Here is a 17,452-nt window from a genome sequence, read left to right on the forward strand (position 1 = left end):
CTCCTTTAGCCATAAAACTGTGCCGCTTACAACTATCCATCATATCATTTTTCGGTATAAATTTATACTCAAACCACTTATATATATACGTATCATTTAACAATTTTATTATAATACCTCATACCGTCAAATAACAATGCATGATATTTCTTTATGATATTCGAATCACCTTCCTACTTTATAGACGTTCGACGTATCAACCAAATCAAAAACTTGTAGTCAGGCTTTTGAATCAAACACACATAAATATTTCCTATCTGATAAAAGAAGGGACAAGCTTTAAATCTAATACATCTGATTAGATTTATACACTTGCCCCACCCTTTTTGCACGCATCATCACACGTTCAATCAAGACTTATAGTTATCAAATTGTTCTGCGCAATGAACGCTATCTCTTTATCATGATTAGAGATTATTCAGTTTCAATCAAACCGTATTTACCATCTTTACGACGATAAACAATGCTTGTACCATCTGTTTCACGATCATTAAACACGAAGAAGTCATGTCCTAATAAATTCATTTGTAGTACAGCTTCTTCTGAGTCCATTGGTTTTAAGCTGAACGTTTTAGAACGAATGATTTCGATATCAGACGCTGTTGCTTCTTGTTCCACTTCTGGTTCAGTCGCTTCAACTTCTGTAAATACATCCTCTTCATAACCACGGTCTCTGTTTTTACGATTGACACGTGTTTTATACTTACGAACTTGACGTTCAAGTTTATTATTAATTAAATCGATACCTGCATATAAATCATCGTGTCGTTCCTCTGCACGAAGCGTTACATTTTTCAATGGAATTGTCACTTCGATTTTAGTACTTGAATTTTGATATGTTTTCACTTTCACATGCGCTGTTGCATTTGGCACATTAGTGAAATAGCGTTCTAACTTACCAATTTTCTCCTCAATATAATTTCTAATAGCATCTGTGATTGTGAGGTTGTCTCCATGAATTTCAAAGTTAATCATAGTGCTCGCTCCTTTCAACCTCTTTTTATAATATATTCCTTACTTATATTTTAACATGTTTACGCTATCTCGCAAACGTTAACATACTTAATTTTCTGACTTTTTGTTGTAATAATACATTTCCAGCACAGTGAGCAGTGTGACCGGTCGTGTAAATATCATCAATAAGGAGAATACTTTTGTTTTCCAGAGAAATATCACTATCGAAGTAAATGGGATTATCGACTGCATAGCGTTCTGAACGTGATAATGCAAATTGTTTCGAGCGAGGACGCATTTTTAAACATGCGACATAAGGTAATTTCAAATGATGTAATATCGTTTGAACTGGATTAAAAGTGCGTTGTAAATCGTGATCTTGACTGGATGGCATCGGTACAATCAGTTCATCTTTTACAAGTTTTACCCGAATGTAATATGCAAAAACTTTCGCAAGTGCGACGTCATTTAAAAATTTATACTGCTGTAACAATGTCTTCATAAAATGATCATAATGAAAAAGTGGTTCAATGCGCTCAAATCGAACACCCATAGTGGTTAGGTTCTGACAATTGCGGCATCCTCCTGAGAGATCTAAATTGCCTTTACAATAGGCACATCGATTCGTCTCATTAAAACGACAATTTTCGATTAATTCATGACATTTCGGGCATAAAGTATGCGTTTTCGAAAAGAGGTTCGCCATTAAAATCGCTTCATGCATAGTGTTCATACAAAAAAGACAGTGTTTCATTTAATCCATCCTCGTTTCTTTGCGAGTTGATTCATTTCAACAATTTGACGATGAGCATCATACATCGCCCTTGTGCGTCCTTCATGCAAAAACAACACGTCACCATCTGGACAAACGGCTTTACGTCCTACACGTCCAGCGATTTGTATTAAGGCTGTTGAAGTATAGCGATGACTATCCACTACCCATACATCTAAATAAGGCATCGTGAACCCTCTTTCCAATATGGTTGTCGTTAACATGATGTCGTATAGACCCTTTCGTAAAGATTCAACCTTATATAACCGCTCAGGGTCTTCACTGTAAACCAATCCTAAACGGACCACTAAGGGCGCATACGTTTTAAAAAACCGCTTCATTTCACATATGTCACTGAAAAAAATTAAAGTTGTCCGTTGCTGTTCTTGCTGTGCTTTCATACGTGTTAATAAATAAAACTGCACTTTGTTCACTCGAACCTTAAAATATTTAAACCTAGGGGTCACTAGAGGATGCTGATGAAATCTTGCAGGTAAAGTAATTGTATGTGCATCATCAAATTGCGCTTTTAAATGCGGCGGCGGGGTTGCTGTCATATAGATGAGTGCTTTTTCCATTCTTGCTGCATTTTCAATCGTTTGCATTAAAGACGGGTCCATTGCGAGTGGAAAAGCATCAACTTCATCAATAAATATAACGTGAAAATGCCGCTTGAATCGATACAATTGGTGCACTGTCGCAATGACAAAATGTGCTGCATACTGCTGCCGACTCGCTTGATGTAAAATATCAATCGCTTCATTTAAAAATGTTTGCTTAATACGCCTACTCACTTCAATGACCACATCTAGCCGTGGTGAAACGACCGCGACATTATATCCTTGACGGCGTGCTTGAGCAATCGCTTCAAACATCATTTCAGTCTTACCTGCACCTGTCACCGCATGAAGTAATAATGATTCATGACGCAGCACAGCTTGAACAATATGCTCAGAAGCATATTGCTGTTGTGTCGACAGCTGAAAAGGCAACTGATACGCCGCTTCCGAACGACAAGTGACACTCCTCAATGTAAAAACATCTGTCACACTATCCATCCGCCCCATTTGAATGCAATGACGGCAATAGGTGATTGTGTCATTTATTACATCACTTTCATATTGATAAAAGTGATGTCGTTCCTCAGTTGCACATCGCGTACATCGCCATCCAGTTGATGTACGTGTCACCCCCTTTTCTACTTGTATAATTTGATTGTCATCGTATAAAGTCGCGTCTGTTATAAGTTGGCCATTAAAATACATTTTGAAGCTCCTTTCAATAGCATACACGTTCCAACGCCTCATTTTACTTTTTTTATCGGAAAAATTTTTCTGATCCGGTCCACTTTTAATACGATACCTCTCCAAAATAAAAACAGCCCCCTATCTTGGGAGCTGCTTTAAACTCATTTTATTGTTAACGTTCAACATTGACCGAATCAGGAACATCGATATAACGATTGACGACACCGATACCAAATCCACCTAATCCTAAATGTGATGTAATGACAGGTCCAAGCTCTGAAAAGACGATATTTTTATTCGGATACTTTTCTTTAAGACCGTTGTAAACGCCTTGAGACTCTGTTCTATCATCGCCACCAATGACCATAATCGTCGACTGTTCATACTGGTTCGATAATTCAACCGCTTTATCTTCAATTAACTTTAGCGCTCTTTTTTTCGTACGCACTTTTTCGTAAGGGACAATCAAACCATCTTCAAATGTCAATACAGGTTTCATTTTTAATAAATTTCCAATCCACGCTTGAGCACCTGTAATACGGCCACTTTTATGCAAGTTCTTCAAGTCATCTACAACTAAAAACGCCCCTACATGTTGTACCATATCGTCTAAGTCTGCCAATATTGCTTCGACATCTAATCCTTGTTCAATCAAGTCTAGAGCACGCAATACAAGTGATCCTTCAGGTAAACATGCAATTTTGGAATCGACTGGATGCACGCGAATCCCCTCGACCATTGTTGAAGCTTGCATCGCCGTTTGATATGCCCCACTGATACCACTTGAAAGATGTATAACAATAACATCCGTGTAACCTTCATCTCTATAGGCTTCGTACGCACTGATCATTTCACCAATGGCAGGTTGACTCGTTGTTGGGATAGATTTTGATGTTCTTAATATTTCATGAAATTCGTTTGCAAAGATTGAAATATTTTCTTTATAGTTTTCACCGTTTTCTAACGTAATACTTAACGGTACAGTACGAATATTATTCTTTTCTAATATATGTTGAGGGATATAGCTTGTTGAATCAGTCATGACAGCTATTTTCATGTTTTCTTCCTCCTCTAAAGCAAACACTTGATTTTCATCACGCATATGTGCAAAAACATTCATTATAGACAGTGCTCATTTTGGTATGAATGTATCTCGACAGTTTATTATATAACAAATTTCATCATGGAATGCTATTTTTTCAAATTTTCTTTATCATCGTGACATTCTTTATATCCACATATGTTACTATCATACTATATTTTGTAAAGTCATGTAGCATACTTTCGCATCTTTAAGTTAAATCTAAATATAGTATAATGAGTTAAGCAATTATTACAATAAAGGGTGACCTGTATGACAGATTCAGTAATTACAATTAAAGATGAACACATTATAGAAAACATCATTAGTAAATCTCGTTTCATTGCTCATATTAAACCGGTCCATGATGAAGATGAGGCAAAAGCATTTATTGAAGCGAAGAAAAAAGAACATCGAGAAGCAACGCATAACTGTTCGGCTTACACGATTGGTGATACGATGCTCATTCAAAAAGCACATGACGATGGCGAACCGACTGGCACGGCGGGTGTGCCAATGTTAGAAATGTTAAAAAAGTTAGATGTCCATGATGTCGCTGTAGTGGTGACACGCTACTTCGGTGGTATTAAACTTGGCACAGGTGGCCTCATACGTGCATATGGTGGTGCTGTACGCGATGTGATTCAAGATGTCGGTCGTGTCGCATTACGTCCGGCGATTCCTATCCGTATTTCAATGGCTTATGATTTAACTGGAAAATTTGAATACGAACTCCAATCAACCACTTTTATGCTTCGTGATACCGCATATACAGACCAAGTGACGTACCATATTGATGTCCTTGAAGAAGAATATGAGACATTCATTCAATTCGCCAATCAACATACACAAGGTAAATATACTTTAGAAGCTGACCCAGTGATGCGCTTACCGTTTGATATTGATTAATCTTATAACCTTGTACAATATCCTCTCTCGCGTACTTTCCATGTGGCATTCAAGGCAGTATGCTGTATGACAAAAGTATGGAGCGCTAGTTTCAACCTTGTAAAAACTTATCCCCCATCATGACGATGAGGGATAAGTAATATATGTTTCAATGTTTATTTTTTACTTCTTAATCGCTTTTGTCTCGCTATGAGGTCAAGTAATGGACGATAATCATCGTCTATTAAACCAGTGAATTCAACAATCAATTCAATCGTAATGACAATGAGGATGATCATTAAAAAGACGCCCCACGGTTGTGAGAGGTATAAAATAATACTCACGACACTGAACATAAACGCGATAGAATAGATTAAAATCACCGTCTGTCGATGCGTATAACCGAGTTCTAATAACTTGTGATGTAAGTGAGATTTATCGGCTTGCATAATATGTTGACCTTTTTTAACGCGGCGAATCATCGCAAAAAGTGTATCAATAAATGGCACTGCTAAAATAACGATCGGGAAAAACAAGGAAATAAACGTAATATTTTTAAAACCAAGTAGTGACACGAAACCGATAATAAAGCCGATACATAACGCGCCACTATCTCCCAAAAAGATTTTGGCTGGATGAAAGTTAAAAGCAAGAAATCCAAAAAGCGAACCAATCAGAACACTACAAATCATAATAATAAAAATATTGCCTTGTAAAATCGCAATAAATGCAATCGTCACAAGCGCAATGACAGAGACGCCTGCTGCAAGTCCATCTAAGCCATCAATCAAGTTAATCGCATTCGTAATGGCTACAATCCAAAAAATGGTAATTGGAATACTTAACCATCCAAAGTAAATCGTTGGCCCAATTGGAATGGAAATAAAATCGATAGTCACGCCGTACGACACAACGACTAATGCCGCTGCAATTTGGCCTATTAATTTAAGTATAGGTTTTAAGTCATATAAATCATCTATTAATCCAACAAAATACATAACAATTGCACCAAGTAATAGCGGCTTGATTTCTCGTTCAATCGGATGTCCAAGCCAAATCCCTATTAAGAAAGATAATAATATTGCCGTACCCCCAAGCATCGAAATGGGTTTAGTATGTATTTTACGGAAGTTGGGTTTATCTACAATATCTAGCTTTTTAGAAACGGCTATTACTATTGGTGTAATTATTAAACTGACTATCATCGAGACGCCAATGAGTGTTAAAGTATACATCAGTTCACCTACATTACACGGAATTTTTCTTCATTCGTCGTTCAACAACGGCAAAAATCATTCGAAACATTTGCTGTCTCATTCATTCGCAATCAAACGACTTCAGCACATTAGTTAAATACAAGACAACACACAAAACACAATTATACATTAATTATTTTTTATTATGTCAGTGTTGCCAATATATTTATTTTACATTAAATTAAAAGCACATTAAACCTATCAATTAAATTGAATGATGTATGTATAATTCATTAAATAAAAGCGCTGATAAGGTTAAAATACACGTTTATTTTATCACATCTTAGGACTCAAGTTCCTATAAAAACATTTTCAATCACATAAATCTTTACACGTTATAAAAAATAATGACAAATTGTAACATTTCACATACAATAACTAATGGTAAAGAAAAGGAGTCGCTTAATTATGATTGAAGCTATTATTTATAATATTTCAGTAACAATCGCTGGAATATATTTATTTCATCGTCTTCAATACGCTGAATCTCATGACTTTAGATTTTCAAAAAGTTATATTACCGTATTGATGACTATCGTTGGGTTGTTACTTGCATTTCAACCTATTCCAATCGAAAACTATATGATTCAACTTTCTTTTGTCCCTTTACTCTTTTTAGGCCGATATACAAATTCTTTTTACACAGTCTTCGCAGCAGTCATTATTGCGTTGGTCGGTTACTTTGTATTATCGACGACATTAACTTATGCTGTTTCGTTGTTAGTCATTGCAGCTATTGTAAGTACAATTGGACCATTTCTCAAGCAAAATCATGTCGTTTCGATCCAAATTTTAAATATTTTAAGCATTATTATTTTAACGATTATTGCAATGATTATGCCATCATTTGATACCGTAGAAGTGCTCTATTTAATCCCTATTTCAATGGTTGCAACATTAGTAACAGCCGTATTTTACGTCGACTTGCTCAGATTCTTCTCACTCATCGAACGTTACGAGAATGAAGATACTGTTGATTACTTAACCGGTTTAGGCAATGTAAAAGAATTTGACCGTCATTTAAACGAGATGGCACGTGTTGCAGAAAATGAACGACAAAGTTTAGCGTTACTATTAATTGATATTGATGGCTTTAAAGATGTGAACGATGCTTATACACATCATGCAGGTGATGCCGTATTAAAACAAATGTCTCACCTTTTACAAAACTACGTGCCTAAAAAAACACGCATTTTCCGAAACGGCGGCGAAGAATTTTCGATTGTCTTGCGTGATTGCTCTTTAGATGAATGTGTCAAACTTGCTGAAAGTATTCGTAAAGCTGTGGAAAAATCAAACTTCCATTTGCCAGACAAAATTGTCATTAAACTCTCCGTTTCTATTGGCGTCGGTTACATGACGAGTGAAAGTCATAAATCACAACGCAAATTATTTAAAGATGCTGATGATATGTTACATGTCGCGAAAAACGAGGGGCGTAACCAAGTGATGTTCAGCCCTATTATTAACCCAAAATAACGCATTAAAGCCACCTTACTTACACAACAGAGAGGTGGCTTTTTTATATGCTTTGATTCAATATTTGCTTGGTTTTAAGGTCTAGGAAAGCGTTCCTACCACCCACTCATTAATGTATGAATAACGTGTGACACCCATGTATTGAAGCACCATTTTTTAAAGTTTGCAAAAACCATTAGACCCTCGAAAGATAAAGGCACAGCCGAAAATCCAATTCGCCTTCCATCTAACGCATACTTCAATCAAGCCGGATTTAGTTGAGGAAAGTCTCTTGGGAAAGGGAGAAATCGTTCAGCAACATTGACTTAACATAGGAATAGCTTTCTGACCTCTTTGTCCTAAAATAAAATAGCATTTCCTCCTTCCCACTTTATTTTCAGCCATTTGCCAAATCACATTTTCAAAACTTTCATTAAAACTAAGTATTAACTATTGCAAGTGGTATTATTCCCATGTAGACTGACTATTGATTGAGATGAAAGGAGACACAGCCATGGCAGAAGCACTCACGATTATTGATGAAAACAAAGTCATTGATGTCGTCCTACTTGCTGGTAAAGTTTTATTAGAAAGTGGCGCAGAAACCTATCGTGTAGAAGATACAATGGGCCGTATTGCAGCGAGTTTTGGTCTAGAAGATACATACGCCTTTGTCACATCAACAGCGATTATTTTTTCACTGAACGATCGAACGAATACTCGTCTTGTTCGGGTGCGTGAACGGACGACGGACCTAGAAAAGATTGCACTCGCTAACAATATTTCAAGGAAGATTTCGCGTAATACATTAACGTTAGACGAAGCAAAAGCGGAACTGATTCATCTAGAGCACGCTTCATTACAGTATTCATTTATCATTAAGTTTTTAGCTGCATCTATCGCATGTGGTTTCTTTTTATTTATGTTCGGCGGCGTTGGACATGATTTTATTTATGCCGTTATTGCTGGTGGCGCTGCATTTTTAACATTCGACTTAGTCCAGCGCTTTATTCAGATTAAATTTTTCTCAGAATTCATTAGTGCTACAGTTGTAATTACAGTGGCCGCCTTTTTCACTAAAAACGGTTGGGCTACCAATCAAGATATTATTACCATTGCCGGCGTCATGCCACTTGTACCAGGAATTTTAATTACCAATGCCATTCGTGATTTAATGGCGGGTGAACTTTTAGCAGGTATGTCACGGGGTGTAGAAGCTGCCCTCACTGCATTTGCGATTGGGGCCGGCGTTGCGATTGTATTACTTATTTTCTAGAAAGGTGTGAGGACATTGACTTATATTTTTTATTATATTGCGCAGTTTTTAATCAGCTTTGTTTCGACGATGCTATTTTCAATCATTTTCAATGCGCCGAAACGCCTTTTACTCGCATCAGGCTTTGTAGGTGCCATGGGTTGGTCCATTTATAAATTTACAGTTGATATGAACTATGGGATTGTCATGGCTGCTTTTTTAGGAAGTTTTATCCTTGCGATGATGAGTCATACGATGAGCCGTCGTTACAAGCGACCTGTCATTATTTTCATTGTACCAGGTATCATTCCATTAGTGCCTGGGGGTGCAGCATATGAAGCAACCCGTTTACTCGTAACAAATGCTTATACACCTGCAGTAAATCAATTTTTAGAGGTCACTTTAACATCAGGTGCCATCGCATTCGGAATTCTTTGTGCCGAAATCTTCTACTACATCTATACACGACTTAAACATGCCTATGGTAAACTTAAAGGAAAGCATTATCGTAAAGGATACCATATGAATAACCGTATCTAAGTAGACAAAAAGGAGTGTTAAGTATGAAAGAACAAATTATCGAAAGACTCTCACGTTACGTTAAAATTAATACACAATCTGATCCGAATAGCGAGACAACCCCTTCAACTGAGCGTCAATGGGATTTGCTTCATCTTTTAGAAAGCGAATTGAAAGCGATGGGGCTTGATACCGATTTAGATCGTCATGGTTACCTATTCGCCACATTAGAAGCGAATATTGAAACAGAGGCACCTACAATCGGTTTTTTAGCGCACGTAGATACATCACCTGATTTCAACGCCGCAAATGTAAATCCACAAATGATAGACAACTATGACGGCGGCGTCATCACTTTAGGTACTTCTGGCCGTGAAATTAACCCCGAAGTCTTTCCAGATATCCTCAAAGTCAAAGGGCATACATTAATGACAACAGACGGTACTTCCTTACTTGGTGCCGATGATAAAGCAGGTGTTGTCGAAATTATGGAAGCACTCCAATATTTGATTGCACATCCAGAAATTAAACATGGCCGTATTCGTGTTGGCTTTACCCCTGATGAAGAAATCGGTCGCGGTCCTCACAAATTCGACGTTGAACGTTTTGATGCAGATTTCGCGTATACAATGGATGGTAGCCAATTAGGTGAATTACAATTTGAAAGTTTTAACGCCGCAGAAGCAAAAATTACGTTTGATGGTGTGAATGTGCATCCAGGTTCTGCTAAAGATAAAATGGTTAATGCACTGAATTTAGCCAATGCGTTTCATCAAGCATTACCTGTCAATGAAGTTCCAGAGCATACGGAAGGTTACGAAGGCTTCTTCCACCTCATGGAATTGAATGGTAACGTTGAAAAAGCGACTGCACAATACATCATTCGTGACCATGACAGCACTTCTTTTGAAAACCGAAAACAACAACTTATTGAAATTCAAAAAGACATCAATGCACGTTATTATTATGATCCTGTACATCTCGTAATCAATGATCAATATCGCAACATGGCAGAAAAAATTAAGCCATTGCAACATATTATCGACATTCCAAAAGCGGTTTATGCTGACCTGAATATCACACCGAATACTGAGCCGATTCGTGGCGGCACAGATGGTTCACAACTTTCATTTATGGGCTTACCGACACCGAACTTATTTACTGGCTGTGATAACTTCCACGGCCCTTATGAATATGCTTCTATCGATGTCATGGCACAAGCCGTACAAGTCATCTTAGGCATCGTCCAAAAAGTAGCAGAAAAGTAAACCTTGTAAAAAGAGCAAGAAATAGAAGTGTTTGATGGTGATATCATCAATGTCTGTTAAACGATGAATGGATATAATCCCACAAAAACATACTAAGATTAGCTGTGAAGAAATTTATGACGATAGATTTCTTCACAGCTATTTTTTATAGTTGTAGAGAGAAGTAGATCGCGCAGTCCCGTGGATCTTTGAATCCGTAAAAAAACTGATCAGCTTTACTCTCCTTTTGAAATTCGATTGAAGTATGTTGGGTTCTAGAAACCGTGTATAGGAAAATGAAATGAAAAAGGCTAAGTAAAGTTAAAGATTTCTCAATTCAATAAAGAAAGGTATGATTTTTATCAACTGTTTAGGTATTGATATAAGTAAGTCAGAAAGTGTGGTCGCACATTATAAGGATGAAGTTTTGGTTAAAGAAATGGTCATTCAAAATAATCAAAATGGCTATCGTTATCTTAAAAATTACATCAAGCATCTTGATTCTCTATTTATCCTCTTTGAATCAACAGGTATTTATTCAAGAGGCATGAAACGCTTTTGTGAAATTCACAAAATAGATTACTTAGAAATGAATCCCCTAGAAGCCAAGTTCAAAACGAGCTCATTAAGATCATGGAAAACAGATAAGTCAGACGCACATAAACTTGCACTTCTTGCCTTTAGAATGAAAGATTCAAAGGTACAACGTCAGTCTGAAGAGATATACTTTGAACTGAGAGAACGTGCGCGCTTTCACTTAGAAATGGAGATAAACCAAAATCGTCTCAAAGTTGAGTTAGTCGAAACACTACATCAAACATTTCCAGGGTTAGAAAAGCTATTTACTAACAGATATTCAAAAATCGCATTAAATATAGCTAAAGCATTTCCTCATCCTGATTTTGTAAGTACTTTGACTCATGATGAATTGGTGGAAAAAGTACTTCATTCAACTGATAAAGGCATTTCAGTTAATAAAGCTCACAAGTATGTCCAAAAATTAATTGAGATCAAGAATAATAGTTTTCCGAATGTGGACAAGTCTTCTTTCCTCCTACAAAAAGTCCAATACTTATGCGACAAACTGCTTATTGGGATAGAAGAAATGAAAGAATTTGATCAGGAAATGATTGACTTAGCTAAAAATACAACTGAGTTTGAAAACATTATTTCAATTCCTGGCATCGGAGAACTCACAGGTGCATTGCTTATTGGGGAACTTGGTAATATTAGAGAATTTAAAACAAATAAACAATTGAATGCATTTGTAGGTATTGATATTAAACGGTATCAATCAGGAACTTCAAAAAGTAGGGATACGATCAACAAAAGAGGAAATAAAAAAGCAAGACGTTTATTGTACTTAATCATTATGAACATTATTAGGGGAAGAAATCATTATCAAAGCCATATTGTGGATTATTATTATAAATTAAGAGAGCAGCCTCATGGGAAAACCCACAAGACTGCCGTAATAGCGAGTATCAATCGCTTATTAAAGACCATTCACTACTTGATAGTCAATAATAAATTATATGATTATCAGAAAGCACCACACTAACGCAACCATATAATCATATACATCATAACACCTTATTCAAAAAAGTAAAAATTGGACGGTCTAGTTCAGTAATGTCAATTTTAATTATTGAACCCTTGACAAATCGTAGGAAATAGAGACTGGGAACTTTTTCAAACATTCCCAGTCTCTGTCCTTTTTAATTCATGTCCTCTCGTTAATTAAACGATGTCCGTAACAATCGAATGGCTTGTACGGCATAATTTCTTAACTGTATCCCCATTTTGAAGTCAGTTAATGTTTTCGGCATATCAATAAACGTGTTGAACATCCCTGTCACGCCTAATGCTTCGAATCGTTCGAATTTGTCCGCTGTACCACATAGTGCAATAGCCGGCTTATCATATTGTTGGCATAGTTCAGCAATTCTTAGTGAAGACGTTTCAATCATTTCGTCTTGTTCATCTATGCCTTCACCAAATACAACTAAGTCCGCTTGTTTCACTAATGCATTCAATCCTGTAATTTGATCAACTAATTCATGACTCGTTTGAATTTCAGCTTTAAATAATGCGTGTAACGTTGCTGCGATACCGCCACCTGCACCACCTCTTTCAACCGTACCTAACACGATATGATGCTGATGTTTAAACAATTCACTCCAATACCAAAGCAAATTATCAATCACCACTGCCTCTTCTCGGTCGATTTGAAGATTTGGATAAGTCTTCATGACTGCACTCTGTTTGCCGTATAGCTTACTCTCAAAATCTGTCACAATCTGAATTCGACACTGTTTCAAACCTTCATGTAAATCTTCTAGATCAATACGACGCACGTGTTTAATTTGGCCGCCACCTTTTGTCATGTCGACGGTACGCCCTTCATCGTCATAAAACTGTGCACCTAAAGCTTGTAACATCCCTGCGCCACCATCAAATGTATCGATAGCACCTACTGAAATAATCATATGTTGCGCATTTTTATCCAAGGCATGACGCATCACTTCACCTACACCATAGCTTGACTGTTCTACAAGTGGTAACGTCCCTTTTAAAAATTGCCCCGCTTCTATAACGGTAATGCCATCATCTGTCTGACCGTACGTGGCGTCTACAGCTTGCATCGCCGCATCGTGTACGGGAATTTGATATTGTGTCCCAGATTTCCACAAAAAGACGGCATTTAATAACTCTCTTCTCCCATTAAATAGTGGGACTTGTACAATATCTGCATCCTCAATTTGACTCGCCACACCTTCTTCTACATAGCGATTTGCGTCATAACTCGAAATAATATGGTTAAATTCATCCATAGCTATTAATATTTTCATATAGTCCCCCTCTTATCTCTGAAATATTGATGTTCAACATCTCGTCTAATTGAATATATACTTTATTGATTTAATATCCGTTAATAACTTCTAATCTCATTATTCTATATTATAGCCTTGACCTTCAAAAGTGTACAAATGAACTAAACAACTCATTTAAACGTAGCGCTTTAATTCCCATGATACGATGCACTCATCACGCTTATATCATTGATCAAAATAAAAAGCAACACATCCTAGTTTATCACATGTGTTGCTTTCATATATTTTCAAATATTGCTTGGTTACGCTTTTCAGGTCTACCAATCATGACATATCATCACATCGATTCAACCATTACCAAACAATCTCAGCCTATTCCTCAGCTTTCGCAAGTTCAGAGACATTCACATTTTTATGACTGTCGTGCCACTTGACCTCACCGTTTACGAAATAAAGCGCTTGAGGTGATTCATGTTGGACACCTGTCTTTTCAGCAATATAATCCGATAGTTCACGTGCTTCTTGAACTACTACATAGTAACCATCCATATCACGCTCATATAAAAATTTATTAAATTGATCGAACGCGTTTTCCGAAATCGGACAAGTATTGCTATGTTTTAAAATAAAGATATATGGATTCTCTTCAATCACTTGTTCGAATTGGTCAATCGAAGTTAGCTTAATCGCCATTCTCTTCACCTCTAAGTAGATTTTCTGTTTGTCTTTTATCTAAATTAATTAAGTACTTTTCTCAATGTTTACCATTATACACACATAATATAGGCTTGTTAACCTTTAATTTTGAATCCGCTCCCCATCTACCGAAACAATCCATCTAAAACAGCGCGCGTCCATTAGTTTGAATTCAACTGATCACGCTGATTTTCGTATGGTGCGTTATAGCTGTCCAAATCTTTTGCCTTTGTAATGAGTTTACGAATATTCGCCTGAGCTAATTTTTGATTATAGTCAATCGTTTTGAGACGTTCTTGATAATAGCGCTCAAGACTATAATACATTTGCACTGCATTTTGTCGGGCGTGGTTCGTCATCTCATCTCGGAGTTGCATTTCATTTAAATCTTTAATTTGTGTTTGAACTAACGGAATCACTTCCTCTTGAATCGCCTGCATTTGTGCTTTTCCATCCTTTTCACGAATAGAGGTCTCTGCTTTCTCTTTGATATGGTGATTATTTTCATCGAGTCGCTCTTCTAATTTTGTGCTATCTTCTATGCCTTGTGACGTTTGTTTCGCACTACTTATTTGTGCCTCTACACGACTGCGATGCTTTTCAAATTGTTGTGTGAACTCCAGTATGTTTTCATTCGCGCGAATTGAATTTTGGCAGAGTACGATAAACTGATCTAATTTTTCAATTATCTCTTCTTTACCCTTTATGCCCTCTAAATATGTAGACTTCAACGCTTTCAAATCTTTATTTGGTTCAGGAAGTGCTTTCGCCTCTTGATGATACACTTTCATCGCTGGCTTTAATTTATCGTCTATTTGCTTTTTAAATTGTTCAAATGCTTTTTTGTTCGCATCTGTCGTATTTGTTTGACTCAAATCATACAGTTGGTTTAAATTCATTTCTTCTAATGTTCGATTCACAATGCGTTCTTTTTCTGCAACAGTCTTCATTTGTTGATCGAATGCGTGCATCTGCTTTTGAGATGATGCCATACATGCGGTAAGACTGCCAATCATCAGAAAACTTAAAATGATTATTTTTATCCATTTTTTCATCGCTGCACCTCTTATTCAATTCGTATTATACATAAACGTATTTAACTTGAAAATAATATATGATATAGTAATGCAGAATTACGCAAAAGGACACTCAAGGAGGCCTCCATATGTATCGTCATGTCCAACCTTTTATGACTGAAAATCAACAGCCATTTTATGCGACACAATACGAAAAATACCAACACATTTTGTTTGATCTCTTAGACTCACCGGTGAAGTTCACACAACATATCGGCGGTACTTTTCATTTTAATTATCCGACTGAACCTATTTTAGATATTTTAGTCGGTGTTGAAAATTTGCACGACATTACGTCATTAGATGAAAAGCGACTAAACTATGCTGGATTTTATCGTTTACACCATGCTTACGAAAAGAAAGTCGTGATGGCAAAATTTAATAACCTGAATGAATTAAAGCAAGAAGTCCGCTTACATATTATTCAAATGCACACGCCTACTTTCCAACAATACCAACAATTTCATGAATTATTAACGCATCATCCAGCAGCCATTCAATTTTTTAAAGCCCAAAAAGCCTCTCTCGAACAACCATTCATGCCAATCCGAGATTATGAAAACTTAAAAAAGCAATGGTTTAAACAACTTCAACAATACACAACATAAAAAGTTCATACATGACGTGTTCTATTAAAACAGTTAAAATATAGTTAAGTCTAAAAATACCAAACACACTTTGTAAAAACCATCAAATATGAAAAATTGATTTATAATTGGCAAAAACACTATGGATTATAATGAAGAGAAAGGATGTTATTTGTGAATCATTCTAGCATCTTACAGGATTTAGAAAAACTGATTCCTGCAAGTATTATTAAGGTAGATGAACCATTAAAACGCTATACTTACACTGAAACTGGAGGGAATGCGGATTTTTATATTTCACCTGAACGTTATGAAGACGTACAAAAAGTCGTGAAATATGCGTATGAACATGACATACCTGTAACCTATTTAGGAAATGGTTCAAATATTATTATTAGAGACGGCGGTATTCGAGGAATCGTATTGAGCTTACTATCTTTAAATCACATCGTTACTTCTGATGCGACAATTATTGCAGGCAGTGGTGCGGCTATAATCGATGTGTCTCGAAAAGCACGCGACGTTTCATTAACAGGTCTTGAATTTGCCTGTGGGATTCCTGGTTCTATCGGTGGCGCTGTTTATATGAATGCAGGTGCTTATGGGGGCGAAGTAAAAGATGTGATCGATTACGCACTTGTCATCGATGAACGTGGCGAGTTGCTTAAATTAACACATAATGAGCTTGAATTGGATTATCGTAATAGTATTATCCAACAACAGCATTATGTCGTGTTGGAAGCTGCATTTACACTCACACCTGGGAAGCAAGAAGACATTCAAGAGAAAATGGATGATCTCACTGAACGACGCGAATCCAAGCAACCACTTGAATATCCATCATGCGGTAGTGTTTTCCGTCGTCCGCCTGGTCATTTTGCAGGTCAACTCATTCAAAATGCCGACTTGCAAGGGCATCGTATCGGTGGCGTCGAAGTCTCTCGTAAACATGCTGGATTTATGGTAAATGTCGATCACGGAACAGCGACAGACTACGAAAACTTAATTCATCATGTCCAAAACGTTGTGAAAGAAAAATTTGGGATTGAGTTAGAAAGAGAAGTTCGGATTATTGGAGAAGATTTAGAGAAATAAAGAAAAGTTTAAGGAGCGAATGCTATGCCGAAAGTTTATGGTGCGACTGTCGACCAAGAAACACGTTGTACTCACTACAATACGCCATTTGATGTCATCGCAATTAAGTTTAAATGTTGTCATAAATATTATCCTTGCTTTAAATGTCATAATGAATCTGAAAAACATCGTCCGAAACGTTGGCATTCGGATGAATTTGATGAGCGCGCTATTTTATGTGGTGTTTGTGGTTATGAGATGCCGATTGAAACGTATATGATGACCGAATCTTGTCCTGAATGTGAAGCGCATTTTAACAACCGGTGTAAGTTTCATTATCACCATTATTTCGAAATTTAATTTTTTCATTATAATGTAATATAACAACCTTTAAACATCTTAAATATTATCTTCTGAATCGTCTTTTGATGCTATATTCGTAGTGCTAGAACTTTAAGTCCTCACTCCCACGGCTGCCTCGCTTTCTCAAAACTTACATTGAGAAGAC

17 protein-coding genes are annotated in these 17,452 nt (G+C 36.7%); 9 read left to right on the forward strand and 8 right to left on the reverse strand.

Annotated features, from left to right (window positions below; genetic code table 11):
* Nucleotides 1-414 precede the first annotated feature (414 nt).
* The 4 genes from hpf to fakB1 form a co-directional block, all read right to left on the reverse strand.
* Entirely contained in the window at nt 415-975 is a 561-nt protein-coding gene (gene hpf / locus P3U61_RS09570) for a ribosome hibernation-promoting factor, HPF/YfiA family (RefSeq protein ID WP_014614506.1), read from the reverse strand.
* A gap of 64 nt (nt 976-1,039) precedes the next feature.
* Entirely contained in the window at nt 1,040-1,456 is a 417-nt protein-coding gene (locus P3U61_RS09575; protein WP_225549922.1) for a ComF family protein, read from the reverse strand.
* 248 nt (nt 1,457-1,704) lie between these two features.
* On the reverse strand, nt 1,705-2,991 hold the full coding sequence (locus tag P3U61_RS09580; RefSeq protein ID WP_015728758.1) for a DEAD/DEAH box helicase family protein: 1,287 nt from the start codon (nt 2,989-2,991) through the stop codon (nt 1,705-1,707).
* Nucleotides 2,992-3,145: 154 nt separating this feature from the next.
* Nucleotides 3,146-4,030, reverse strand: coding sequence for a fatty acid kinase binding subunit FakB1 (fakB1, locus tag P3U61_RS09585; protein ID WP_041614914.1), 885 nt, complete (start codon nt 4,028-4,030; stop codon nt 3,146-3,148).
* Nucleotides 4,031-4,327: 297 nt separating this feature from the next.
* Here fakB1 and P3U61_RS09590 point away from each other — a divergent pair, with 297 nt between their 5' ends.
* Nucleotides 4,328-4,963, forward strand: a complete 636-nt coding sequence (locus P3U61_RS09590; RefSeq protein ID WP_014614510.1) for a YigZ family protein — start codon at nt 4,328-4,330, stop codon at nt 4,961-4,963.
* Between the two features lie 155 nt (nt 4,964-5,118).
* Here the strand turns inward: P3U61_RS09590 and P3U61_RS09595 are convergent, their stop codons facing one another.
* Entirely contained in the window at nt 5,119-6,177 is a 1,059-nt protein-coding gene (locus P3U61_RS09595) for a glycosyltransferase family 4 protein (RefSeq protein ID WP_037543770.1), read from the reverse strand.
* A gap of 429 nt (nt 6,178-6,606) precedes the next feature.
* On the opposite strand from P3U61_RS09595, the gene gdpS reads away from it, so the two are divergent.
* From gdpS to P3U61_RS09620, 5 genes are all read left to right on the forward strand, one after another.
* Complete coding sequence (gene gdpS / locus P3U61_RS09600; RefSeq protein ID WP_014614512.1) at nt 6,607-7,677, forward strand: GGDEF domain-containing protein GdpS; 1,071 nt, start codon at nt 6,607-6,609, stop codon at nt 7,675-7,677.
* Nucleotides 7,678-8,170: 493 nt separating this feature from the next.
* Nucleotides 8,171-8,932 carry a threonine/serine exporter family protein gene (locus tag P3U61_RS09605; RefSeq protein ID WP_014614513.1) on the forward strand — a complete coding sequence of 254 codons (762 nt, stop codon included), beginning with the start codon at nt 8,171-8,173 and terminating at the stop codon, nt 8,930-8,932.
* 69 nt (nt 8,933-9,001) lie between these two features.
* Nucleotides 9,002-9,451, forward strand: coding sequence for a threonine/serine exporter family protein (locus P3U61_RS09610; RefSeq protein ID WP_232331230.1), 450 nt, complete (start codon nt 9,002-9,004; stop codon nt 9,449-9,451).
* A 23-nt stretch (nt 9,452-9,474) separates the two neighbouring features.
* The gene (gene pepT / locus P3U61_RS09615) at nt 9,475-10,698 is read left to right on the forward strand and encodes a peptidase T (RefSeq protein WP_015728755.1); all 1,224 of its coding nucleotides are present in this window, start codon (nt 9,475-9,477) and stop codon (nt 10,696-10,698) included.
* A 340-nt stretch (nt 10,699-11,038) separates the two neighbouring features.
* Nucleotides 11,039-12,238, forward strand: coding sequence for an IS110 family RNA-guided transposase (locus P3U61_RS09620; protein ID WP_320327912.1), 1,200 nt, complete (start codon nt 11,039-11,041; stop codon nt 12,236-12,238).
* A gap of 175 nt (nt 12,239-12,413) precedes the next feature.
* Here P3U61_RS09620 and P3U61_RS09625 read toward each other — a convergent pair whose 3' ends face one another.
* The 3 genes from P3U61_RS09625 to P3U61_RS09635 form a co-directional block, all read right to left on the reverse strand.
* Nucleotides 12,414-13,529, reverse strand: coding sequence for a glycerate kinase (locus P3U61_RS09625; RefSeq protein ID WP_014614516.1), 1,116 nt, complete (start codon nt 13,527-13,529; stop codon nt 12,414-12,416).
* Nucleotides 13,530-13,883: 354 nt separating this feature from the next.
* Nucleotides 13,884-14,204, reverse strand: coding sequence for a bacillithiol system redox-active protein YtxJ (gene ytxJ, locus P3U61_RS09630; protein WP_014614517.1), 321 nt, complete (start codon nt 14,202-14,204; stop codon nt 13,884-13,886).
* Nucleotides 14,205-14,368: 164 nt separating this feature from the next.
* Nucleotides 14,369-15,262, reverse strand: coding sequence for an EMYY motif lipoprotein (locus P3U61_RS09635; RefSeq protein ID WP_014614518.1), 894 nt, complete (start codon nt 15,260-15,262; stop codon nt 14,369-14,371).
* A gap of 110 nt (nt 15,263-15,372) precedes the next feature.
* Here P3U61_RS09635 and P3U61_RS09640 point away from each other — a divergent pair, with 110 nt between their 5' ends.
* From P3U61_RS09640 to P3U61_RS09650, 3 genes are all read left to right on the forward strand, one after another.
* Nucleotides 15,373-15,891 carry a GrpB family protein gene (locus P3U61_RS09640; protein WP_014614519.1) on the forward strand — a complete coding sequence of 173 codons (519 nt, stop codon included), beginning with the start codon at nt 15,373-15,375 and terminating at the stop codon, nt 15,889-15,891.
* Between the two features lie 144 nt (nt 15,892-16,035).
* On the forward strand, nt 16,036-16,965 hold the full coding sequence (murB, locus tag P3U61_RS09645; protein ID WP_015728753.1) for a UDP-N-acetylmuramate dehydrogenase: 930 nt from the start codon (nt 16,036-16,038) through the stop codon (nt 16,963-16,965).
* A gap of 24 nt (nt 16,966-16,989) precedes the next feature.
* Entirely contained in the window at nt 16,990-17,304 is a 315-nt protein-coding gene (locus P3U61_RS09650; protein ID WP_014614521.1) for a CHY zinc finger protein, read from the forward strand.
* The last annotated feature ends 148 nt before the right edge of the window (nt 17,305-17,452 follow it).

Source organism: Staphylococcus pseudintermedius, from assembly GCF_034042775.1.
Lineage (GTDB): Bacteria > Bacillota > Bacilli > Staphylococcales > Staphylococcaceae > Staphylococcus > Staphylococcus pseudintermedius.